Annotated in this window: 24 protein-coding genes; 3 read left to right on the top strand and 21 right to left on the bottom strand. The window is 33.8% G+C overall.

The window, feature by feature from the left end; translation table 11 throughout:
- Positions 1-138: 138 nt before the first annotated feature.
- The 18 genes from DKK70_RS03365 to DKK70_RS03280 all read right to left on the bottom strand — a co-directional run bounded on the left by DKK70_RS03365 (position 139) and on the right by DKK70_RS03280 (position 18,990).
- Complete coding sequence (locus DKK70_RS03365; RefSeq protein WP_110432835.1) at positions 139-1,329, bottom strand: TerD family protein; 1,191 nt, start codon at positions 1,327-1,329, stop codon at positions 139-141.
- Complete coding sequence (locus DKK70_RS03360) at positions 1,329-1,931, bottom strand: TerD family protein (RefSeq protein ID WP_110432733.1); 603 nt, start codon at positions 1,929-1,931, stop codon at positions 1,329-1,331. Before DKK70_RS03360 ends, DKK70_RS03365 begins: the two co-directional genes overlap by 1 nt.
- Positions 1,932-2,005: 74 nt before the next feature.
- Positions 2,006-2,914: an HpcH/HpaI aldolase/citrate lyase family protein gene (locus tag DKK70_RS03355; RefSeq protein WP_110432732.1), complete on the bottom strand. Its 909-nt coding sequence runs from the start codon at positions 2,912-2,914 to the stop codon at positions 2,006-2,008.
- Positions 2,907-3,989 carry a cysteine protease StiP family protein gene (locus DKK70_RS03350; protein ID WP_110432731.1) on the bottom strand — a complete coding sequence of 361 codons (1,083 nt, stop codon included), beginning with the start codon at positions 3,987-3,989 and terminating at the stop codon, positions 2,907-2,909. The genes DKK70_RS03355 and DKK70_RS03350 overlap by 8 nt, the downstream gene beginning before the upstream one ends.
- Before the next feature lie 2 nt (positions 3,990-3,991).
- On the bottom strand, positions 3,992-4,768 hold the full coding sequence (locus DKK70_RS03345; RefSeq protein WP_110432834.1) for a hypothetical protein: 777 nt from the start codon (positions 4,766-4,768) through the stop codon (positions 3,992-3,994).
- Between the two features lies 1 nt (position 4,769).
- The gene (locus DKK70_RS03340) at positions 4,770-5,891 is read right to left on the bottom strand and encodes a phosphoribosyltransferase domain-containing protein (RefSeq protein ID WP_110432730.1); all 1,122 of its coding nucleotides are present in this window, start codon (positions 5,889-5,891) and stop codon (positions 4,770-4,772) included.
- Positions 5,888-6,949: an ATP-grasp domain-containing protein gene (locus tag DKK70_RS03335; protein ID WP_110432729.1), complete on the bottom strand. Its 1,062-nt coding sequence runs from the start codon at positions 6,947-6,949 to the stop codon at positions 5,888-5,890. Before DKK70_RS03335 ends, DKK70_RS03340 begins: the two co-directional genes overlap by 4 nt.
- Positions 6,950-7,010: 61 nt before the next feature.
- Positions 7,011-7,610 (bottom strand): HAD family hydrolase, encoded by a 600-nt coding sequence (locus DKK70_RS03330; RefSeq protein WP_110432728.1) that lies wholly within the window; start codon positions 7,608-7,610, stop codon positions 7,011-7,013.
- Between the two features lie 97 nt (positions 7,611-7,707).
- Positions 7,708-9,207 (bottom strand): helix-hairpin-helix domain-containing protein, encoded by a 1,500-nt coding sequence (locus DKK70_RS03325; RefSeq protein WP_110432727.1) that lies wholly within the window; start codon positions 9,205-9,207, stop codon positions 7,708-7,710.
- A gap of 36 nt (positions 9,208-9,243) precedes the next feature.
- On the bottom strand, positions 9,244-10,764 hold the full coding sequence (locus DKK70_RS03320; RefSeq protein WP_110432726.1) for a PP2C family serine/threonine-protein phosphatase: 1,521 nt from the start codon (positions 10,762-10,764) through the stop codon (positions 9,244-9,246).
- The gene (locus tag DKK70_RS03315; protein ID WP_110432725.1) at positions 10,764-11,795 is read right to left on the bottom strand and encodes a TerY-C metal binding domain-containing protein; all 1,032 of its coding nucleotides are present in this window, start codon (positions 11,793-11,795) and stop codon (positions 10,764-10,766) included. Before DKK70_RS03315 ends, DKK70_RS03320 begins: the two co-directional genes overlap by 1 nt.
- Positions 11,796-11,813: 18 nt before the next feature.
- Positions 11,814-12,452 carry a vWA domain-containing protein gene (locus DKK70_RS03310; RefSeq protein ID WP_110432724.1) on the bottom strand — a complete coding sequence of 213 codons (639 nt, stop codon included), beginning with the start codon at positions 12,450-12,452 and terminating at the stop codon, positions 11,814-11,816.
- The gene (locus tag DKK70_RS03305; protein WP_110432723.1) at positions 12,452-13,102 is read right to left on the bottom strand and encodes a TerD family protein; all 651 of its coding nucleotides are present in this window, start codon (positions 13,100-13,102) and stop codon (positions 12,452-12,454) included. The genes DKK70_RS03310 and DKK70_RS03305 overlap by 1 nt, the downstream gene beginning before the upstream one ends.
- 35 nt (positions 13,103-13,137) lie before the next feature.
- Positions 13,138-13,776: a vWA domain-containing protein gene (locus tag DKK70_RS03300; protein WP_110432722.1), complete on the bottom strand. Its 639-nt coding sequence runs from the start codon at positions 13,774-13,776 to the stop codon at positions 13,138-13,140.
- Between the two features lie 469 nt (positions 13,777-14,245).
- Positions 14,246-16,528, bottom strand: a complete 2,283-nt coding sequence (gene pflB / locus DKK70_RS03295; protein WP_110432721.1) for a formate C-acetyltransferase — start codon at positions 16,526-16,528, stop codon at positions 14,246-14,248.
- 64 nt (positions 16,529-16,592) lie between these two features.
- Positions 16,593-17,441, bottom strand: coding sequence for a formate transporter FocA (focA, locus tag DKK70_RS03290; protein ID WP_034902976.1), 849 nt, complete (start codon positions 17,439-17,441; stop codon positions 16,593-16,595).
- Positions 17,442-17,640: 199 nt separating this feature from the next.
- Positions 17,641-18,711 (bottom strand): membrane-bound lytic murein transglycosylase MltC, encoded by a 1,071-nt coding sequence (gene mltC / locus DKK70_RS03285; RefSeq protein ID WP_110432720.1) that lies wholly within the window; start codon positions 18,709-18,711, stop codon positions 17,641-17,643.
- Between the two features lie 9 nt (positions 18,712-18,720).
- Complete coding sequence (locus DKK70_RS03280) at positions 18,721-18,990, bottom strand: oxidative damage protection protein (RefSeq protein ID WP_110432719.1); 270 nt, start codon at positions 18,988-18,990, stop codon at positions 18,721-18,723.
- A gap of 199 nt (positions 18,991-19,189) precedes the next feature.
- On the opposite strand from DKK70_RS03280, the gene DKK70_RS03275 reads away from it, so the two are divergent.
- The 3 genes from DKK70_RS03275 to DKK70_RS03265 all read left to right on the top strand — a co-directional run bounded on the left by DKK70_RS03275 (position 19,190) and on the right by DKK70_RS03265 (position 22,076).
- Positions 19,190-20,401: an aspartate aminotransferase family protein gene (locus tag DKK70_RS03275; RefSeq protein WP_110432718.1), complete on the top strand. Its 1,212-nt coding sequence runs from the start codon at positions 19,190-19,192 to the stop codon at positions 20,399-20,401.
- A 76-nt stretch (positions 20,402-20,477) separates the two neighbouring features.
- Positions 20,478-21,080 (top strand): ribosome biogenesis GTP-binding protein YihA/YsxC, encoded by a 603-nt coding sequence (gene yihA / locus DKK70_RS03270; protein ID WP_110423294.1) that lies wholly within the window; start codon positions 20,478-20,480, stop codon positions 21,078-21,080.
- 9 nt (positions 21,081-21,089) lie between these two features.
- Complete coding sequence (locus DKK70_RS03265; protein WP_110432717.1) at positions 21,090-22,076, top strand: serine/threonine protein kinase; 987 nt, start codon at positions 21,090-21,092, stop codon at positions 22,074-22,076.
- Positions 22,077-22,087: 11 nt separating this feature from the next.
- Here the strand turns inward: DKK70_RS03265 and DKK70_RS03260 are convergent, their stop codons facing one another.
- The 3 genes from DKK70_RS03260 to DKK70_RS03250 form a co-directional block, all read right to left on the bottom strand.
- Positions 22,088-22,396, bottom strand: a complete 309-nt coding sequence (locus DKK70_RS03260) for a GIY-YIG nuclease family protein (RefSeq protein WP_110432716.1) — start codon at positions 22,394-22,396, stop codon at positions 22,088-22,090.
- 95 nt (positions 22,397-22,491) lie between these two features.
- Positions 22,492-23,130, bottom strand: a complete 639-nt coding sequence (locus DKK70_RS03255; RefSeq protein WP_110432715.1) for a histidine phosphatase family protein — start codon at positions 23,128-23,130, stop codon at positions 22,492-22,494.
- Positions 23,131-23,589: 459 nt separating this feature from the next.
- Positions 23,590-24,624 carry a zinc-dependent dehydrogenase gene (locus tag DKK70_RS03250; RefSeq protein ID WP_110432714.1) on the bottom strand — a complete coding sequence of 345 codons (1,035 nt, stop codon included), beginning with the start codon at positions 24,622-24,624 and terminating at the stop codon, positions 23,590-23,592.
- Position 24,625: the final 1 nt, after the last annotated feature.

The raw sequence follows: 24,625 nt of genomic DNA, 5'->3' as shown, positions 1-24,625 counted from the left end.
TACATATTTACATTGCTTTTAGCTCTAACATAATGTTTTATTATCATACTTATGTCTAGAACTGCCATATAACTGACGTTTTTATACTTTTTATTTTATTATTTTAAAGCAAATTGCAGTGGCGCTCTATAAATTATCTTATTTACGACCTGCTTGCCATCTAAATTCCCAACCGTAAGCTTGAGATAAGTCCTGTTGATCACTAAAGTATCTGTTAAGGCGTTGTATCTTTATTGCTCCTTTATCATTCTTTAAATGCACAATAGCACATAACCTATTTCTGTTATCACCTTCAGTAAGCGGGGTCTCAATTTCAGGTTGCCCAGGTACTTGAACTTTAACGATGGCATCGGTTTGATTCCAATTTGGAACTCCCTCATAAATGAAGGTATAAATAAGTACTTCATCAATCTTATTCCAGTGTTCCCCATTTATATATATCCATTCACCATCTTTATTGGAACCATTACGATCATCTTCCATCAACTGTACATAGCAAGGATAATTTAAAGATCCAAATGTGTTACCTAATGCTTGAATGACGTAAATACTATTATCTTTTAATCGTACAAATGCAGCTAAATCAAGATCAATATTCTTGTTTGTGTTTAAAAAGTTTGATAAAAATCCGCGTTTTTGTTCTTTATTTAACTTATTCCAATTTAGATTTATACCAATCATTCCATAATTATCTTGTTTGGTTAAATTAACCGTAGTTTTATCTTTAGATAAAGATATTTTGTTAAGATTGACTTTACTTGAAGGATTGGGATTATTTACTTGATTGGCATTACTTACTTGATTGGTTTTAGTCTCTGAGGAATTTTCTTCATCAACGATATTAACGCCATAATTCTCCGCTAACGGTTTCAACCCACCATTAAATCCTTGAGCAATAAATCTGAATTTCCATTCCGAATTTCGTCGATAAATTTCACCCATAATTAATGCTTTTTCTTGGCGACCAACAATATCCACTTCTCCGATAGCAATAACTTGATTATTGGCTATAATTTCAATGGATAAATTTGATAACTGACTAATTGGTTGATATTTATCACAAGTAATCGTAAAGGCAACTTTTGTTACATCATTGGCTAATTTTGATAGGTTTACAATAAATTCATGATTTTTGTTTTGGTCTTGTTTCCATAAAATCGAACCATTTTCATTCTTTGGCTGTCCATAAAAAACCATATCAAGATCATCTTTTACCTTATTATTAGCAAATAGTCGAAATGCTGAAGCATCAACTGGTAAACCCGAACTAATTTTGACCATAATATCATTATGGTTAATGACGGTATTTGCACCTAGAGTTAAATTTATCATCTGCCAATCACCTTATCAACAATTTGTGGGTACATATCTTGAATTGTTCTACCACTACAAGGAAAACCTTGTGCAGTAAAGTCCCAGGAACCACCATTACGTTTGAGAGTAGCAATGATAATTCCGGTATGTGAACCTTGCTCAGATAATTTATAGTGAGCAAGCTCTTTGTTATTTTGATCTAAGACACGGCAAAAAGCATTATCCACTTCATTAAATGTCTGTCCTCTGAAGCTATTAACCGTAAATACTAAATATTCAACATCAAAAGGGAGTTTTGGTAAGTTAACATAAATAACTTCATCGTCACCATCTCCTTCTCCTGTCAGATTATCACCACTGTGCAGAACTGAGAGACACTCAGATTCAAGATTACAAAACCAAACTTCATCAATTTTTTTACCTATAACATCTAACATGATGCAACTAGCATCTAAATCAATGGACTTCTCCGATGAAGAAAATAAACTACTTAAAAATCCTTTTTTAGCTTGATTATTACGTCTAACAGGATCCCAACCTAGACCAAAATGTAATTGATTTAATGCTGATGATTCTTTTTTAAGTGAAATTGTTTGATTTTTTTTAAGTGATACCATTTTTTCTCCATTCAAAAATATTCTTATAATAAATAGCTTTTTACGATTAATTTTTATTTAATGAAAATGACTAATTAATCCATACCAAAAGATTGTGCCCTTTCAATAATATCGCTTGCCCAGCGATGCTGGGTAGACGGTTCACACATTGAACCATTAATATTAAATACTCCGCCTTGGGGAACAGATAAAATCTGTTTGGCTTCTGCATAATCATGTTCTGTGACCCGATAAAACTGATTAATGATATCTAATTGAGAAGGATGAATGAGTGTTTTTCCGACTAAACCATGCAAAATATCTAAGGCTACTTCTTTTGCTAATAAATCATTATCTGAAAAATGTTCGCATACAGGCGCTGTAAGATAAAATCCATTTTGGGCGAAGGTTACAACTAACATTTTAATAAGATAGCCAATAGGTCCATCGTAAATGGTCATATTTTTATGACGTCGCAATCGTAGTCCATTCATTAAATCATTACCGCCAATACGTAATAAAAGGATTCGATCACGACAAGGATGAACTGATAATATATCCGATAGTTGTTGCATTTTAACCACATTATAAACATCTGGTGTTTCTAAGGTTGGCATCATTAATAACTGTGTATTTTGTAAAATGGACCACCAATCATTTAGGCAATTTTGATCAAATTTTGCTATAACAAAACCAGCAACATAGGTTAGGTTTAAATTAGTAATTATCCAATTTGCGTTATCGATATTTCTAGGGCGTATAAAAATAAGAGGTACATTTTCATCTGATGTTTGATTCAGATGATCTGTAATATGTAATATACTTTTTAGCAAATTATCTTTAGCGAAGGCAAAATCTTCTACTTTAATCGAATCTTCTAAACAGATAATGACTGATTTTAAGCCTGAATATTTATTATGAATTATAATATCAACAATATTTGGATTATTCGCCGGAATATATAAACTTGAACCAATATTCCAAGGTGATATTTTTTTATTCATCAGAGACCTTCTTTATAATTGTAATTGCTCGATAATTCCCTAAATTTTTATTATCTTCTATAATTTTTATGTTTTTACTTTCGGCCAAATAAATAAGTAGTTTTACATCCGGATCATTACGATCTCGAACTAAAACGTAATCAGGAATTCTTCTTAAAACGGCTCTTGTTGCCTCTGCTATACCCGGCTTAATTCGATTTAAATTAGTAATCTTATATTTTTCAGCAAAATGTTGAATAACTTGTTGACTAATTTGGAATAACTCATGTTTTTTATCGGGATTGAAGCTGACATTTGGTAATTTTGTGGCGTCAATTTGGCGTCGATGTTGATCGACGATATCGGCTAAATATTGACTGCAATCATATTTCTCTAAATGGTTGCATTGAATACAACCATGTAAATCGCCATTTAACCAAATTGAACGAGATATCATTCCTGAAACAGGTGCTCCCATAATACCAAATGGAATTAACCAATCATCATCACTGGCGGAAGCCCAAGCACAACCACAAGGATCCGCCAAAACAATCAATTTTGGTTTATCTTGATAGCCTTGTCTTAAAGCTAAAGACTGCTGAAGTTGATTGGTAATAGCGCCTTTACCAGTCCAGCCATCTACGAAAACAATGCTGTTTTTACCGTGTTTATTTTCAATCCAATCCATCGCAACGGTATCAATACCACGATCGCGAATAATGCTGACACCGTAATGGTAAGTTTCTTTACCAAGATCTTTTAGTGCTCTTTGTAACATTACACCTAGTGGTACACCTGCACGAACTAAGCTTATGAGTACAATCGGTGTTTGAATTTGTTGAGTTAAAAAAATAGCAAGTTGTAATACTTCTTTGGCTAAACGTTGACCTTCTTGTTGTATTGATTTTTCGAATAAATCTAAGTGCCAGCTTGTCGGTTCATCTTCACGACTAATCATTTCCGAATAGTGTTTCTTTCCTGATTGAATTAATTGTTCTTTTATTTCAACAGGTGTAGTTTCCATTTCAACACGTTTTAGTAAAAATTGGACATCACAAGAGGTGTATGATCCTGAAAACGGTTCGATATTAATCATTATTATTTTCCAAATATTGTTTGTTTAATTGCATCGCTGAATTGGCTTTTTTGTGGAATACAAAACCAAGTACAAAGTTGCATAAAACTAAAGTCTGTTAAGCTGTCACCCATTCCTATTAGTGGAAAAGTACCCCTTTGAGTTTTTAGTTTATTAATTAACCATGTTGCAGCTTTGCCTTTTTCAATTGGCTTTGGGATCCAAGCAATATTGTTATTGTTGCGGTGAATATAGAATTGACTTGTATCAAACTTTTGTTGAAGTTCATCATCAAATTGATAAAGCTCAGCAAGCTGATTACTATCACGATGTTTCATAACGAAATAGATAGGAACATCATCATATTCATAATTGATTCTTACCCAAGCATTCAATTTTTGTTTTATCATCATCTGTTCAATATCATGCTGCAATAAAAGTAACTGGCTTCGATAAGGGTGGATATCATGCAAAATTTTTTGTTGCCAAGTAATATCATTTTGTCCTTTAGCATCTAAAATTACTGCACCATGAGTGGTGATTGACCAAGAGGTGAACGGTAATTTAACTCGTTTTATTTCTTCAGTTCCCCGTGCGGTAACAGGGATCACTTCTGCATTTTGTAACATCCAATTGACAAATAAAAACTGCTCATCGCTCATAAAACTACGAGGCGTTAACGAGCGATCAAGCGCAGCTATATGGTTAGGCGAGATATGTAATTCCTCTTGCATTTTCCGTTTAGTTTGGAATAACGTATCATCTAAATCGGTTAATATAACCGGTTTATTGGAGGTCATATCAAGCATAACAAACTACCTCAACGTCAGATGTTATTGCTTTCAATTGTTTTAAAAAACTTTGGTCTATACTGTGTTCTGCGGTTTCAACACATAATAAGATTTTATCAAACTCTTGGTGAGCAATATTGTAAATAAAATTAGGAATACCTTGACCATAATTATCAGTAAAAGAAATCGCTGACTTTATAGCGGAACCTATAGCAATAGGTGAACGTGTTGTTGAACCAAATAATACGTTTGCTCCTTGTTTTTCTAAACGTTCAGCTAATAAAAAAGGTTTCCACAGGAATTCTCCACTACCAATAACTAATATGGATTTATCCGGTTGGACGGCGATTTGCTGTCCCAAATTATCATGACTTTCGTGACTACCTAATCTTCCCCAATCTTGAGGACCAATTATAACGTTATCATTTTGATTGGTAATATTGACCTCTGGCATTGTAGGTGGTGGAGCATTTAAATCTGGCTGCCAAGTCCAATTACCATTTAGCAATGCATAACATTGAACCTCTATGTCAGGATAGCTTATTGGTTCTTGATTCCAATTAACAAGTGTCAAAATAATGATACGTTTTATATTTTTAAAATAATGAGTATTCCACAACGCCTGAATAAGATTTGTAAAAGTGTTTCCTGTTGTCATTTCATCATCAATTAGAATTAGATTTTCGGCATTATTCAAACTGGCGCGCATTGCTTTATCTTGAGGAAGATAGATTAAATGATCCGTGGCATGACTATGGTTTTCTTTAAATTCACATAATAATTCAGCGTTCATGGCATGACGGGTTGATGTTAATAAAAATGCCTTATCAAACTTACTTTTTGCTTCATGAAAAACACCTGCGGCTAATCCAACAGCTGTTTCGGCCATACCGATAAAAATTGCTTCGCCATTAATATTATCCGGTAACATTTGGCTTAGTTCGCGATAACTTTTTCGCATTTTTGCTGGTGATACCGGGATATGTTTACCTAATACTTTACTAACAAATAAAAAAGCTCGTTTTGGATTATTCCTTTCAGCGATATCAAATAATTCATCTGTAGAGAATTTCCCCATTTTATAATTAATAGAAAGGGTTCCTCGTTTTAATGTTTTCTTTAGATTGATCATGACGATATAGTGATTAAGTTGGTTAAATTATTTGGATATTGAATAACGGATGATGTAGAAATAACTTCTGCGTATTTAAAATGTTGTTTATATAGATCTTTAACTTGAGTTTTATTTAGCAAATTTAAATGATACATGACCATTAAACCGGCTAGATTAACCCCACTATGCAAAGTATTGCCAATACCGCCCGAAGGTCTCATATTAATTTCCAGTAATAATGGTTGACCATCTTTATCATTACGTGTTTGAACATTTACTAAGCCATCAGCTTGCATGGCACTTGCACAACGACAGGCAAGTTCAAAAGCCACACCTTCATTTCTAATTATCTGCTTGCTACCATGCTTTTCTCTAGCTATAGCACAGAGAACTTCACCTTTACTAGCGAAAATGTCGACAGACGATTCGGGTGAATATAGATATGGCATTAAAACCATTGGTGTAGGTTGTTCTAAAGTGGCATATAATTGCAGAAAAATATCAGGTCGAATACCTCTTTCTTCCGGATTGGACAAGATTCTAAATGGGGATATATTGTTCTCGAATCGCCAAAATCCCATGCCATAAATACCATGAACTGGTTTAATACATAATTTATCAAAGGGCGGATGAGCAATATTTTTTTGTAATTGTTCAACATTATCAATTAATATTGAAGGAACAACCGGTAATTGCTGCTGCTCCATAAATAGGGCAAAATCTATCTTACTATTTGAAAGCTTTAATAAATCTATATTACTTGCACCGGTAATTAAGGTTACTCCAGTTGCTTCTATTTCATAACGATGTTGTTCATACCAAAGTGCGTTTTTAACAACATATACCACATCAATTTTATATTGGCTAATAACTTCAGTAATAAAGGATAATCTCTGTGTCTCTTCTGAAGGTTCAATAATAGCGAAATCAGCTGTGGATAGGATCTCTTTTCGATTTTCCCGGTGAGAAGCAAAAACTTCGATTTTTACATGATTTTTTTTTGCAAAATCTTTTACCGCTAAAATTATGTCTCGTTGTGATGAAAAGCTCTCCATAAACCAAATTCTAGTTATCATTTTATATTTAATTTCCTTATTCATTCCTTTGGTTAAAATTAAATCAATATTTAAGTAATATTTAACTTAAAGGTAAATATTTTTGCGCTTTATTCGACCACATAAAACCTTTTTTAACTAACTTCAGCATTGGAATATCACCAATGGTATCGCCATATGCACAACTATCTTCTTCTGAGAGATCTGGATAGTTTTTTAGTATTTGCTGGACTTTTTCTTCGCCATAGCAATTTTTGCCTATCATTGTTGGATAATTACCGATATAAGGTGTCGATATAAGTTTGGCGAAACCATTTTGTTTTACCCATGGTAATAGATAAAGATCGATTGATGCGCTCACCAAAATGCACTCATCACCGTTAGCCTTGTGCTTCTCTAGTAGGGCAATTGCTTGCGGACGCATCATTTTAGGTAAAATTTTCGTAACAAATTGTGAAGCAGAATGATCAATTTCTTGTTTTGAAAATTTCGAAAGATAGATTTGAAGTGCTCTATTTTTAACTTCACCACGTAATTCTCGATTAAATAAATACCGACATAATAATGGAACAAGTAAAATAGCTTTAAAGATAACCATTGGCCAACCAACGGTATAAATAAGAAATGGTATTAATGAATCTTTGGTTGTCAGAGTACCATCAAAATCAAAAAAAACTTTCATAACTTAAAAAAAACCCTTTAACATATTCCATGACGTTTTAGGATAGACTATTCAAATCATAATTAATAGATAGATTAATTTATATTTAATATAATTGTTAATTATCCACTAATTGTACGACTACTAATCGTCCCCCATCTTCACGGGACAATAAGATTTGGCGATTATCATTAAGTTCGATTTTATCGCCAATCGCTATTTTTGTTTGGTCGGGCAACGATATCAAATCTTTGATACCTTCATTCACTAACCACCATTGATTATTATGAAATATAAAATAGCCGACCCGTTTTTTTAAATGGTCACTCAGTCTTTCATTAGGCGCGATCAATCGATTGATATGCCAAGGATAGAGTGATTGCCCACTCCAGACCATAAGTCGATGGTCATCAGGTCGATAACTCCCTGCGATACGAGAGGAATAAAGATTTAAAATAGGTAATTTACCTTTGTAAGCTGTGCCACAATAAGGACAAGAAGGCGCGGTTTTACCAGCAAAAACATACCATTGTTGTTCACACTGTTTATTTTGGCATGGTTGAATTAAATCGATAGTTTTAACTAGTGCGGTTTCCCATTCATCAGCAGTAGGACGTTTTAGTGGATCATGTAATCCATCAATAAACGCTCGTTCAAATAATTTAGATAAATAAGGCCCCATAACAGTATATGGAATTTTAGTAGGATCTGCCCATGGTAATGCATCTGGTGAGATTTGATTAGTATTGACTCTATTACTTTTGTCAGAAGGGTGTTCTATAAAAAGCGCTTTTTCACCCATGGTCATTGACTCGTCACGTATCTCATCATTGATATCATGAACTTTCCCACCTCTTAGAGGATGACGAAAAAGCAAATACATATATATTAAAACCGATAATGCGTGCCGATCGGTTGTTATGCTAGGTAATATCCGTTTTGGATCATCTTTATCTAGATGTGCTGTTTTTACAACCTCCGGCGCGATAAAATCTGGGGTACCAACCACATCAGGGGGAAATTTGTCCGGCACAACCAATCCATCAATATCGATAATACAAGCATGACCTAATTCAGGATCAATTAATACGTTTTTATAGCTTAAATCGCTGTGACATAAACCTGTAGCGTGCAATCTTCTTACCGCACGCGATAACTGTAGACAGATTTTTAGATAAGTTAATAATGTTCCTTTTTCACGAGGATCAAGAAATTTATTACGGTTACTGGCACTGGCAAACCATTTACCTTCCTTTTCCCTCCCTTTAATGTTAAGAAAATCATTATTTTTGGAACCATATTTAAAAAAGAAATGTTTATGATAAGTTGGTATAACTAAACCTAACTGTCCCATATGTTCAACAATATCTGTCGGCCAACAAAATAATTCATGCCAATAATCTCCACCTTGTTGGTTAAATATATTTTGGTAATAAGACCCAGTAATCATCTCAATGCGTTCACGAGCTTGTTGATTTGGTGTTTTTTGATAAAAAGCGATAACATAGGATTTATCTGATGAAAAATAAACATTCTTCATCGTTCCTGCGCCAATTATTTCATCAACATAATTAACATGTTTACCGCTTTTAGTTACACAATTAATAATTTTAGCCATATCTTTTATATCTAATATCAATTTAATCTAAGAAATTTACCAAATTACAATTAAAGTTCGGTCATCATGATGGCCTGGAGATGAGAATTTCATCCAATCTAATAACGCCTCTGCAGGATTAACTGGTGTTGCTAAGTATGGATTAAGTTCGTCGATTAATTGTAGCCATTTATCTTTATTATTTAGCTGAAAATCGGTTTCAAATTTAGGATCAGAAATTCCATCGGTCATTAATAGGAAATAATTTATTTCTGGCCATTTTCCTATGCGAATTCGACTATAGAAATCAGCTTCTCGTAAAATAGAATTATCTAAAAAACGTGTTTGTCCTGCAAATTCACCGTTATCTGTGTTTGCTAATAAACGAATATTATCTTTATAGCTAAAGGCGGCAATAGCGCCATCACCAACGGAAAATGTGGCAGCGAATAAGTCATTATCCATTTTTAAGGTTACAGCAATTAATAACGTCGTTGAATATGATTTGAGAGGGCGATTAGTTTTATCCGCCTCTACCTCTAGTTGTTTGATTGCGAGTAATATAGCATCACGAAACCAAGTTTTAAATTGAGTACCAGCGCTTTGGGTAGAAGCATGATCCCATTTTTTTACACAACTTAAAAGATCTTGGTTCGCACTATCTAATAGTTGATGTTTAAGATATTGTCCAACCGTATTTACTGCTAATTGTGACCCTTTTCTTGAATTTTTAGCACTTCCAGCGCCATCTGCAACAATAGTGATATTCCATCCATTAGATAAACTATCAATAAAGAAATCATCATCTCTAAAAGAACCTACATGAGCATGTGAACGGCCTCGGCAACTAGCCGCAGCAATTTTCAGTTGTTCTGTTTCGATAAACTGATGGGCTAAACTTGGTTTATAGTAAATGTCATTTTCATCAGCAGGAATATTTTTCCACAAACTATCAGGATCTGGATTAATGATAATATCTATTTTAGTTGTTTGCGCTACACCGTCTGTAACTTTCCAAATGATATCCAGAGTAAAAGTACCTGATATTGTTGGAGTACCCTCAATGGTATTAGTTTGTTTATTAAAAGTAAGATTTAAATCTGGTTGATTAATTAAAATATTCTCAATAATGATTTCTGCATCAGTATATGGAGAATCAATTTCTATTTTAGCTGAATAGTTATTACCTACTTTCATATTTGGTAAATGAAACCGAGGTGAATAAGATATTGGACTTTTTCTATCGCTGACTAGATTTTCAGATGAATCGTTACTAGTATTTTGCTTCTGTAATTCTTTAAATTTCAATAATTGCACATCTTTTTCAGGTTTTAACTCAAGCCAATGTGTTATAGGGACAACATAAGCTAAAGGCAGGGTAAAATTAGATTGATTATCATCGTTTTGACTACTATTATCCGATTTTAATTGTTGATATGTAGTAGTGATCGTTTCGATTGCCTGATCAATAAGAACCGTAATTGAATTGGTTTTAATTAGTTGTTCTAGCAGATCTTGGGAAATATCAGTAATAATTGCAGAGATAATTTTTTGATAAATATTACCAGAACTCGTCATTATCCTTTCCCTCTTATTACATCAAAATCCTCATCAGGCATACTCATATTAAATTGTAAATATCTATCACACCAAGGACATGTTACTAAGCCAGTATGGTCAATGCATAAAAGGTTACCACATGAACACATTGCAAAAGCAGAAGGATTACTGCAATGTGGACACGTCGGTGTTCCAATTAGTTGGTTAGTATTAACTAATAAGCTTGTTTTTACTTCATCACTCCAATCAAAATATTCGTTATCAATAGGATAACACCCAGTTAGCTGGTATTTTTGTTGTTGATCTGTATAAAGATTGACTACATTATCAGCTAGATTATATTTGATTAAATAGGGACGAGTTGTATTTGAGCATTTACCGACAAGTACCACACAATTTTCATCATATGATTTATAATTCCTAGCATCAGACAAGTTTAATACATTGTTATAATCATTTAATAATGCAATATCTTTATTTATATTTTGACTATGAGAAGAAACGGAAGCCGTAATCCATTTAATGAAATGCGTAAAGTTCTCTTGATGATTATCATTTAATATTATGACTGTTTCTGTTAGTTGATGTAATATACTTATGTCAGTTGAATTTCCTAAGCTTACTGCAATAAAATTAACTTTTTGAGCATATTTTTCTCGCCAAATACGCAATTCATTACCAACTATATCAGTAGGGCGACCATCTGTTATGAGATAAACAATTGGTTTCCAATCACCTTTACGGTCTGGAGTTGTTTTAAGTAATTTATTATCAATTTGATACCTTAACTCACGTAAAGCTGCTCCCAATGATGTTCCGCCACCAATCGGTAACATTGGCGGGTAAAATGAAATTAAATCAATTAAAGGAACAATTGTTTTAGCTTTACCGGCAAATGCAATGATAGAAATATAAACTGTTTCAAGTGCATGTGGATCTTTTCTAAGATCCGTAACGATATCTTGTAGTCCTTTCTTTAATTTATCCAGATTCCCCCCAATCATTGATTCGGAGCAGTCTAGTAGAAAAAAAACGGGTAATCTTCTCATAAAGTTATACTTTTATTTTTATAAAACTAATTGTATTTCAGGCGGAGGGGGAGGCAGATCATCTGAACTAACATTAATACCCGTACTGGAACTTCCTGATGCGACACTGACCGAAATCCACTTAAAAAACCCAGCAAAAGCACTTGAATCTAAGGTTTCTAGGGCAACAATTTGTGATGAAAGTAATTTTAAATGTTCTGTATCTGCTTTTTTTCCGATCGCACAACAAACTATAGAAGCAATGGCAATATTCTTAATTGCTTTACAGGCCTCCGTGTAAGCAAACATGTCTGATGGTTTTCCATCTGTCATTAAGAAAACCATTGGTCGCCAGTCACCTTTTTGTTCACTGTTTGATCGCTTAACATCACGATTTATCCTATTTATTAGGCATTCTAATGCTGCGCCTGTAAATGTTGCTCCCGAACTGGGAACGGATAAATCCTGAAATTGAAATTGTTCTAAGGCGGTTAAAGGGACAATTTCTCGAGCTTCATTATCAAAGGTTATGATTGATATATAAACACTTTCGAGAGCATAGGGATCTTGTCTAAGCGCGTTGAGCATTGATTGTATCCCAACATTAACCGCATTAATTGACTCGCCACGCATTGAACCTGATGTATCAATGACTAGATATACAGGAAGCCTTCTCATTACGAGTACCATTCTATATATGATACAAATGTATCAGATTCACTTGCATTACCAATTGCTTTAAATTGCCAGCCGCTTGCTTCACGATTTAATTCAGCAAAAATCATTGAACGTTTATTAACAAATTCGCTACCGGTTGAAAGGTCAAAGCGTGCCATTTCTATATTATTAGCATCTACTGCACGTATAAATGCATTTTGTATTTGACCAAAGTGCTGTTTACGTTGAGTACCATCATATATTTGTACAATAAAAACAATCTTATGATACTGATCACTTAAGGCATTTAATTTTAAAATAATCTGTTCATCATCACCATCGCCTTCACCGGTTCGATTATCACCAGTAAGCCAAACATTACCTGTTTCATGAATCATATTGTTAAAAAATATAATATCGCCATTGTCTAACGTTTGTTTACCATTTTTTACCATTCCTAATTTGCCAATTTTGCCATTTTTATCACATAAGAATGCGATAACATCTAAATCATAATCTTCATTATTACCACTAAATAATTTTTTGAAAAATCCAGAAATAGATTGCCGATTTTCAGCTACATCCCAACCTAGACCAATTGTCACTTGAGAAAGATCAAATTGACTTTTTGATAGACTAACGCCTTGACCTTTTTTTAAACTAACAGACATAATTTCCTCTCAGATGTAAAATATATATTTTTTGATTATAAAACAATGTTAACTTCAGGTGGTGGTGGAGGTAAATCCTCTAAACCTATGACTTCTTTTCGATTTGATTCAACTTTTTCACTTCCAGTAGAAATACTAGCAGATACCCATTTAAAGAACGATTTAATTGAACTTGAATCGGCAGTTTCCAATTGCATGACTATTTCTGTGATATTTTTTAAAATGGAACTATCAACTGATTCCCCTACAGCACATGCTATAACCATACCTTTCTTCACGTTTTGGAATTTTTTTAACCCTTTTTCCCAATCGTCAGTAGGCATTCCATCCGTCATTATAAAGACAAGAGGTCGCCAATCTCCTTTTGTATCATAGGTTGTCTTAACAACCTCTTTCTCAATACAATCTGCGGTAAGGCTTAATGCCTCACCTAATGATGTTGTACCTGTAGCTACAAGTTCTGGAGTTTTAAAACTTAATAAATCAGTCAATGGTATAATTTGGGTGGCGGAAGTATTAAATGTAATTACTGAAATAAAAGCTGTCTCAAGGGCGTAAGGATCTTGTCTAAGAGTAGTTAATAGAGTTTGTACACCATTTTTAACCGCTTCAATTGCTTCTCCATACATGGACCCTGATGTGTCTAATACAAGATAAACAGGTAGTCTTCTCATCTATTTTTCCTTAAATAAAGAGGGAATTATTATTTATTTAGTATATGTTATTATTTATATAATTACTTAAATGAAGCTTTATATTGCTTTTATCTTATCAATTTATTACTAAATAAATCTTTTATTAATTACCTATTAAAATAAATTAAGCTGATTAACATCATTGCTAACCGCTTAAATACAGTAATTTTATAGTAAATTATCTGTTAACAATTCAAAATCCTAACATATTTTTTTATTCAAAATCTATTAGATTTTTCCATTTATAGCAAAAAATTAATTTTCAATAACTTTTGATGTATCTTGCCCCGAGTATTTTTATATAAAATAAAACTAACCTTTCGATAAAATTTAATTAAATTAATAAGTAATAGAATATTTTATTAGAAATAAAAAAACGGCGTAATTTAATATTACGCCGCTTTAAATTAGTTTAAATTATATCAACGATATTATTTAAGTACGTATTTTACATGGTTGTAGTAAAAGTACGTGTAATAACGTCTTTTTGTTGCTCTTTAGTCAACGAATTGAAACGTACTGCGTATCCAGATACACGAATAGTTAATTGTGGATATTTTTCTGGATGTTCCATCGCATCTAATAATGTTTCACGATTTAAAACGTTAACATTTAGATGTTGACCACCTTCAACTGTAGCTTCGTGATGGAAGTAACCATCCATTAAGCCAGCTAAGTTACGTTTACGCGCATCATCGTCTTTACCTAATGCATTAGGAACGATTGAGAAAGTATATGAAATACCATCTTTCGCATAAGCAAATGGTAATTTAGCTACAGAAGTTAATGAAGCAACCGCACCTTTTTGGTCACGTCCGTGCATCGGGTTAGCACCAGGTCCAAATGGCGCACCAGCACGGCGTCCGTCTGGAGTGTTACCTGTTTTCTTACCATATACTACGTTTGAAGTAATCGTTAACACAGATTGAGTAGGAATTGCATTACGATAAGTTTTAAGTTTTTGAATTTTCTTCATGAAACGTTCAACTAAATCAACTGCAATATCATCAACACGTGGATCATTGTTACCAAATTGTGGATATTCACCTTCGATTTCGAAGTCAACGGCTAAACCATCTTCATCACGAATAGTTTTTACTTTCGCATATTTAATTGCAGATAATGAGTCAGCTGCAACAGAAAGACCAGCAATACCACAAGCCATAGTACGAATAATATCACGGTCATGTAGCGCCATTAATGATGCTTCATAACTATATTTATCGTGCATATAGTGAATTGCATTTAATGCAGTCACATATTGTTTTGCTAACCAATCCATGAAGTGATCTAAACGAGCGAACACTTTGTCAAAATCAAGATATTCGTCAGTAATTGGATCTTCTTTAGGACCAACTTGCATTTTTAATTTCTCATCCACACCGCCATTGATTGCGTATAGAAGAGTTTTAGCAAGGTTTGCACGAGCACCAAAGAATTGCATTTGTTTACCAACAATCATTGGACTTACACAACATGCAATAGCATAGTCATCGTTATTGAAATCAGGACGCATCAAGTCATCATTTTCATATTGTAAAGATGAAGTATCGATAGATACTTTAGATGCAAATTCTTTAAATCCAGAAGGTAATTGTTCAGACCAAAGAATTGTCATATTTGGTTCTGGAGAAGGACCCATTGTATATAGAGTATTTAAGAAACGGAAAGATGTTTTAGTAACAAGTGTACGTCCGTCAACACCCATACCGGCAATAGATTCTGTTGCCCAAATTGGGTCACCTGAGAATAATTCATCATATTCAGGAGTACGTAAGAAACGAACCATACGTAATTTCATAACGAAGTGGTCAACAATTTCTTGCGCTTCTTTTTCGGTAATTAAACCAGCTGCTAAATCACGTTGGAAATAGATATCAAAGAAAGTAGAAGTACGACCAAGAGACATCGCCGCACCATTTTGAGATTTAACCGCAGCTAAATAACCAAAATAGGTCCATTGAACAGCTTCTTGTGCAGTAGTTGCTGGTGCTGAAATATCGAAACCATATTTCGCTGCCATTTCTTTAATTTGACCTAGTGCACGATGTTGTTCAGCAATTTCTTCACGACGTTGCATAGTCATTGGTAAATCAACGCCATTTTCAAAGTCAGCTTGTAATGAAGTGAATTGTGCAAATTTATCTTGCATTAAGTAATCGATACCGTAAAGCGCAACACGACGGTAGTCACCAATGATACGACCACGACCATAAGCATCAGGAAGACCAGTGATTACACCTGATTTACGACAACGTAGAATATCTGGAGTATAAATATCAAATACACCTTGGTTGTGAGTTTTACGATATTCAGTAAAGATTTTTTTAACTAATGGATCTAAAGTTCTATCGTAAGCTTTACAAGAATTTTCGATCATTTTGATACCACCAAACGGGATAATTGCACGTTTTAATGGTTTTTCAGTTTGTAAACCGACAATCTTCTCTAAATCCTTTTCGATATAACCTGCATCATGAGCAGTGATAGTAGAGATTACACTTGTATCAAAATCAACTGGCGTATGAGTGGAGTTTTCAAATTTGATACCTTCCATCACTTTATCCCACAATTTAGTGGTTGCTTCTGTAGCGCCAGCTAAGAAAGATTCATCACCCTCATAAGGTGTGTAATTTTTTTGAATGAAATCGCGAACATTGACATTATTTTGCCAATCACCCTCTTTAAATCCTTTCCAAGCCTTTGCTTGTACTTCATTTAAATTACTCATAGTTATTAACCTCAGGTTTACAAAAATATCTATCTACTCTTACATAAGGGTAAATATTATAAAATCAATGTGGCTTACGTAAATGTAAAGCCCAATTAGGAACGGCGACTAATAAGCCCCCTAAAATATTCCCGATAGTAACAGGAATTAAATTATTTACAATAAAATGCTCAACTGTTAGTGCCTTAAAGGTATCAGGAGCGACCCCGACAGCAGCCCAAAACTCAGGTGACGCAAAATTATTAATTACAATTCCCATAGGAATCATAAACATATTTGCAATGCTATGTTCAAAACCACTGGCGACAAACATTGCCACAGGTAACACCATAATTAGCATTTTATCGAGTAAACTGCGACCTGCATAACTCATCCAAGCCGCTAAACACACCATTAAATTAGCTAATAAACCAAGGAACACCGCTTCGATGAAAGTATGGTGTAATTTATGATCTGCAGTTTGTAAGACATTTAATCCCCACAAACCATTGGCAACCATATATTGCCCAGAAAACCAAATAATTGCTACAAACAGTATAGCACCAATAAAGTTACCAATATAGACAAAAATCCAGTTACGAAACATTTTTACCCAACTTATTCTATGCGTCATTTTAGGTAAAATAGTTAAAATGGTTGAAGTAAATAGATCCGTTCCACAACAAACAACAAGCATCAAACCAAGCGAGAAACAGATACCGCCAACTAGTTTAGCAAGTCCAAAAGCAACGGTTGCTGTACCAGTGGTTGCAGTAATATAGAATACGAAGGCGATGGAGATAAAAACACCTGCAAGAATAGCAGATAAGATAGTACTACTAGGGTGTTTATTAACTTTATAATTGCCAAGTTCTTCGGCGATTTGGGTCATTTGTGCGGGAGAAAACGAGTCCACAAGCTTATCATTACTCAAGTTGACATCCTCAAAAAAACTATGCTTTTATGAGGCGCATAGTATACTCCAAAATTAACGTAGATCACGTTTTTTTTATTAAAAAACTTGAAAACTAAAAAAACATTAATTACTGATTATTTGCGTCGTCTATAAATTAGCCACTTTTGAACATTTTACTTTAGGTTAGAAAAGTGGCTATTGATCATTAATTTAATTATTAGTGATTACCTAAAAGATTACTGACTTTCACCAAATAGTTGCGTGACTCTTGAGAAACATGTGAAGTCACTAATTTTCGGTAAACTTGTTGCGGTGTCATTGAATTAATAATTTTAATGGCTTCATTTCGATCATCTGAAAACGTCCGCAATACACTACCTGCACCACCATTATAGGAAGTGATCATTGCATAGCGTAATGAGATTGGATTTTTGATGCCAGCTAAATACTTAGTTTTCAGTAGGGATAAATAAGCGGTTCCTATATCAACATTATTACGAGGATCGAGTAGAAATTGTCGACTTGGTTCTCCCGATTTTCCTCGAAATATGAAGACATCACGCCCGGAGGTATGTTGTTGTACTTGCATCAATCCTAACGAATCGGTACGACTAACAGCATAAGGGTTGAATGCCGATTCAACTTCGATAATCGCTAAAATTAATCGTTCATCAATGGAGTAACGATTTGCCGCTTCGGTAACTAAAGGTAAGAATTTTCTTGCTCGCTGGTTAATATGATTTGCAACAAGTTTAATTTCAACATAAGTAATATTATGCGATCCAGATGAACGAACGTTCAAATTATTGGCCAGTAAATAATCAGCAAAACTATTCGCCCTACCACTCCAACGGATTGGTTGTCTTTCTTGGTCTAGAACCTGATTATATAAAAAAGGCTCTTCGGATAAATTCTGGCTTATTTTATCTCGCCTTATGATGTCAACCGGTTCAGGCATGAGCAATGTTGAAACAATCGCTTCTTTCAAATTTTCAATAGGCGTATCAGATAGTGTCTCAATGGTGATTATCCCTGAAACAAAGTTGATATGCACTCGAGTTTGTAAATTATCCTCATACTGAACATAATCTTTTGGTCCAGCAATAAGGACCTCTTTAGGTCCCCAGATTTCCTCTATATTATTAGCATACTGACTGATTAAAATATTAAACGCGTTGGTGTCTTTTACATAATAATCTTTGTCAGTTTTTCTGTTATTTGAGCCGGGACAGGCTGTTAATAAACTTACTGAAATGAGTAATGCAAGGATTTTAAAATTGGTTTTCATTGTTAGCTCTCAATTTTCAGGTTTATACCCATCGATCACCACATCTTCACCTTCAAACAAAAACTTAACCATCTCATTTTCAATTTTTTTACGATGTTCTAAATTCATCATATTAAACTTATTTTCATTAATTAACATTGTTTGTTTTTTAAGCCACTCTTGCCAAGCTAACTTAGAAATTTCATTATAAATACGCTTACCTAGCTCTCCTGGATAAAGCTGATAATCTAGACCTTGGGACTCTTCTTTTAGAAAATGGCAATAAATAATACGACTCATATTTATTCCTACTTTATTAACAATTATTAATTAGTTGCCAATTATACCCGAAAATAATTACAAAAAAGAGTAAAATATATAAAATATTTATCACTTTAAGTGAATATAAATTCAATAATTATGAATAAATATTTACTTTACTATCTTCGCAAATAACATAAAATATATCATGACTGTTGGTTAATATAAGGATTGAATAATGCAGCCAGAAATAACAAGAGAACTGTTTGATAAAGTCATTCTCCCGGTTTACTCACCAGCTAAATTTATACCGGTGAAAGGAAAAGGTAGTCGAGTATGGGATCAAGATGGTAACGAATATATCGATTTTGCTGGGGGAATAGCGGTTAATGCCCTTGGTCATTGCCACCCTAGATTAATTAATGCTTTACACCAACAAAGTGAACAATTATGGCATGTCAGTAATGTTTTTACCAATGAACCAGCTTTACGCCTTGCCAAAAAAATTATCGATAATACCTTCGCTGATCGTGTTTTCTTTGCCAATTCAGGAGCTGAAGCAAATGAAGCCGCTTTTAAATTAGCAAGATACTATGCGGCTGAAAAATATAGTCCCTATAAAACTAAAATTATCGCATTTTATCAATCTTTTCACGGTCGCACCTTTTTTACCGTTTCCGTTGGCGGGCAAGCTAAATATTCCGATGGTTTTGGACCTAAGCCGGCTGATATTATTCATGTCCCTTTTAATGATTTAAATGCCGTTAAAGCGGTAATGGATGATCATACTTGTGCCGTGGTGTTAGAGCCTGTACAAGGAGAAGGTGGATTAACATCAGCAACACCAGAATTTTTAAAAGGTGTAAGAGCACTTTGCGATCAATATAACGCCTTATTAGTTTTTGACGAAGTGCAGTGTGGTATGGGACGAACAGGTAGTTTGTACACTTATCAACAATATGATGTTGTGCCTGATATTTTAACTTCCGCCAAAGCACTTGGCGGCGGCTTCCCAATTAGCGCAATGCTAACAACCAATGAGATTGCATCAGTCATGCATCCGGGTGTCCACGGTACAACTTATGGCGGTAACCCATTAGCTTGTGCTGTTGGTTGTGAGGCTTTTGATATTATCAACACACCTGAGGTAATTCAAGGCGTAGAAAAACGTCGGGCAATCTTTATTGAACAACTTGAAAGTATTAATGATAAATTCAAAGTATTTCGAGAATATCGAGGTAAAGGATTACTTTTAGGTGCTGAATTACAACCAAAATTCCATAGTAAGGCTCGCGAGTTTTTAAATGTGGCTTCTGAGTGTAAAGTAATGATACTAAATGCTGGGCCAAATGTACTACGTTTTACCCCTTCACTAATCATATCTGAAGACGAAATAAAAGAGGGAATGAACCGACTTAGTACCGCAGTCGAAAAAGTTGTCAATTCCTAAGTTTTTCTATACAGTAACGGCATTTTAAGTGATTAAGTGCCGTTAATGCACTTAAAGGATATTGTTTATGACCGACATTCGACCATTAAATTATGCGAAAACGCATTTCATTTTAAGTGCTCCAGACATTACTCATTTACCAGTAGATACCGGCGTTGAAATTGCATTTGCTGGACGATCAAATGCAGGAAAATCAAGTGCACTCAATACGTTAACTAACCAAAAAGCGTTAGCAAGAACCAGCAAAACACCGGGAAGAACTCAACTAATAAACTTATTTGAAGTTGCAGAAAACTGCCGCTTAGTTGATTTACCGGGCTATGGTTATGCCCAAGTACCAGAAGCGATCAAACGCAAATGGCAAAAGTCTCTTGGTGAATATTTGCAAAAACGAGAGAGTCTAAAAGGTTTGGTCGTATTGATGGATATTCGACATCCTCTAAAAGATTTAGATCAACAAATGATTGAGTGGGCAGTGTCGGTCAATATCCCGGTAATGCTGCTATTAACAAAAGCAGATAAACTGGCTTCCGGCGCCCAAAAAAAACAAGTGAATATGGTTAAAGAAGCCATCTTACCATTTCAAGGCGATATAACGGTTGCACCATTCTCATCACCAAAACGTGTAGGTTTAGAAGCTCTAAAACAAAAATTAGATGAATGGTTTAGCCAACAATAAAGGAACATAATGAATAACAGTGCATTTTCTTTTCAAACTTTAACACCTGAACTCATTTTTAATAGTTTAGCAACTATCGGTATCAACGTTGATTCAGGCCTCACCGCGTTAAATAGTTATGAAAACCGCGTATATCAATTTTCCGACGAAAATCGCACTCGTTATGTCGTTAAATATTATCGGCCACATCGCTGGAATAGATCACAAATTATTGAAGAGCATCAATTTACTCAACAATTATCACAGGCAGATATCTCAGTTATTGCACCACTGATAATTAACAACAGTAGTGTGCATGAATATCAAGGCTATCTCTTTGCATTATTTCCAAGTGTTGGCGCAAGACAATATGAAACCGATAATTTAGAGCAATTTGATTCAGTTGCAACTATGCTTGGTCGAATTCATCAAATTGGCGCAAAACAACCTTTTGAACATCGTCCAACCATAGGTTTGCAAGAATATCTTTACCAACCTCAAGAAATTTTGTTATCTAACGCCATCATACCGAATAAAATCCAAACAGATCTTAACATCATCCTCCGTGATTTAATTAAAACTGTTGAACAACATTGGCATAACGATTGGCAACCAATTCGACTACATGCCGATTGTCATCCCGGAAATATTTTATGGCGGGATAAAGCCATCATGGTTGACTTTGATGACGCGAGAAACGGTCCTGCAATTCAAGATATCTGGATGCTCCTAAATGGTGATCACCACCAACAACAAATTCAGTTAACGAGTTTTATTGAACTTTACGAAGAATTTTTCTTATTTGATAATAACCAATTGAAATTAATCGAACCATTACGAGCAATGCGAATCGTGCACCATCTGGCATGGATTATTCAACGTTGGCAAGATCCGGCTTTTCCTCGTGCCTTCCCTTGGTTGACTGATATTGACTTTTGGCAACAACAGTTAAAACAATTTAACCAACAAATTGAAGCAATTAAAGCGCCAGCATTAAAGTTAATATCAATAATGTAAAACTTAACATATTATTCAATCTTTTTTAGATTCAAAAAAGTGAATAACTCATCTAAATTCGGCGATAATAAAACAAGCTTTTCTTTCTGAATTTTAGATAACTGCTTGATACGATACTCTAACTTCAAGGCGGTAGATCTCTGCCCTACACTCAGCTGGTAAACAACAGTAAGATCCTTGTGTCCTTTTAAATGTTTCGCTCCTTTCCCCATCTGATGTTGATGTAAACGACGAGTTACATCAGTAGTAATGCCGGTATACAATGATTGTTTGGCGGTTCGGATGATATATAAGAACCATATTGAATTGTTGTTTTCCATAAAAATTGATGTTAATCCAATAAACTAACCGGATAATAGTATTAATTTTTTCTACAATGAGATAATTCACTATCTTAATCAAGAAAAATCTCACACTAATTTAAATGATCTATCTGATTTAATACTTCGATACTAAAAATGCCTGGTGCATCAAAATCAGTTTGTTGATAATTTACGATACTAATACTTGAATTACCTAATATAGTCGTTTTTTCTAGATGATCTTGCCATGCGCCTCCTGTAATAACATATATAAGCTGTCTTAATAATGAACCATGTGAAACAACAAGGATATTGCCATGATAATGTTGTTCAACTATGTCCGCTATTACACGAGTTGAGCGATCAAGTAGCTCTTTAAAACTTTCACCTTTATTATCTAATGTAGAATATTTTTGGGCATTCTGTTCGAAATTGATAAAATCTTCATTGGAATAATAATCGGGTACAAATTTTTGTTCCCAATTACCAAAACTAATTTCTCTTAATCCATCATGAAAATCTAAATTAATATTGCGATTAGCAATAATATAGTTAGCGGTATCAACTGCTCTTTTTTGTGGACTCGAATAAGCAAAATTAAAATCTATATTTTTCAAAGCAATTCCTGTTTGTTTGGCTTGTTTTATTCCTTTTGCTGTTAGTGGTGAATCGGATGAACCTTGAAAAAGTTGTAATTGATTGAATTCTGTTTCTCCATGGCGTACAAAATAGATACTCAAATTTTTCAACATAAGACTATAACCTCTAATTTTACTGATCGGTGAAATACTTTTTTATATGTATCGATTTAGTTACATATATAAATAGTGAAAAATAGATCAGAAAATAAACCATATTTATTTTGGTTCCCACTTTATAGGAAGACAAATAAACAATTTCAACAATAGTAGTAATGAGACATAAGATAAAATAAAAAGACAAATAGATAGGTGTCTTAATATTTTTGGTCACAATAAAAAAGATAAGCAAACTAATAAAAGATAAAAGACTTATATAAAGTAACGTAGAAAATAGATCAAATTGAAATTGAGTAAAATTTAAATATAAGTCATAACTAATTGAGAAAAAATTAACAATTAACACGATTAAAATTAAACTAATTGATATTTTTTTCATAATTAACACCTCACTTTAAATTTTACTCTACTAACTATAGAACTTAGGTAACAATTGAAAATCGCTTTGTATTATTATATTTCAGACTTAATAATCACTTTTAAAACTGATTGTTTAGGGTCTGTTGATAAATCTATTGCTTCACTTAATTTATCTAATGGAAATACATGCGTTATCATCTCATCAGTATTGAGTTTTCTTTTTTCAAGAAGATCCAATGCCTCTGGAAACTCATAAGGTGTAACTGAATATGTGCCAATTATTGAGATTTCATCTTTGAAGAAACGACTTGCATCAAGGGTTACTAATTTATTTTTATCAAAACCAGAAAATACAATTATTCGACCAGCTCTTCTTACCATATTAACGGCATCAGAAACTAAAGAGGAGACGCCAGCAGCTATAACAATTACATCTACACCTTGTCCATTAGTTATCTGATTTACTTCACTAATAATATCTTTTTCGGTTATATTAATTGCATAATCACAGCCAACTTTAAGTGCTTTTTGTAATTTATATTCTGACATATCACTAACAATAACTTTATTAGCTCCTTTTATTTTTGCCAATTGAGCATGTAATATTCCTATCGTCCCTACCCCCATAATGAGTACACTATCATCTGGCCTAATATCAGCTTGTTTTAAACCGTGCAAACAACAAGCAATAGGTTCAATCAATGTCGCTTCTTCATCGGTTACATTATCTGAAACTTTATGAGTGAGATGCTTTAAATGTAATTCAGGAATACGAATAAATTCAGCAAAACCACCGGGATCGATATTATTTGTTCTAAATTGCTCACAAATTGTATAATGGCCTTTGTTACAATAATGACATGTAAAGCAAGGTACATGTATTGCTGTGATTACTCTATCGCCTAACTGGTAATTATTGATATTTTTGCCCTTTTTTACGATTTGACCTACAACCTCATGACCAAGAACAGTAGGTTTAGTTACCGAATCCCCCCTTATTTTTTGTATATCCGTTCCACATAAACCACATGCAAGCATTTTAATTAATACTTCATTATCAGAAATTTCGGGAGTAGGAAGATCTTCGGTTCTAAGATCATTTTTTTTATAACATACAGATGCTTTCATC

This window comes from Gilliamella apicola (assembly GCF_003202655.1).
Classification (GTDB): domain Bacteria; phylum Pseudomonadota; class Gammaproteobacteria; order Enterobacterales; family Orbaceae; genus Gilliamella; species Gilliamella apicola_R.
The sequence above is the reverse complement of the archived record's forward strand: the minus strand, read 5'-3'. Positions and strand labels throughout refer to the sequence as shown.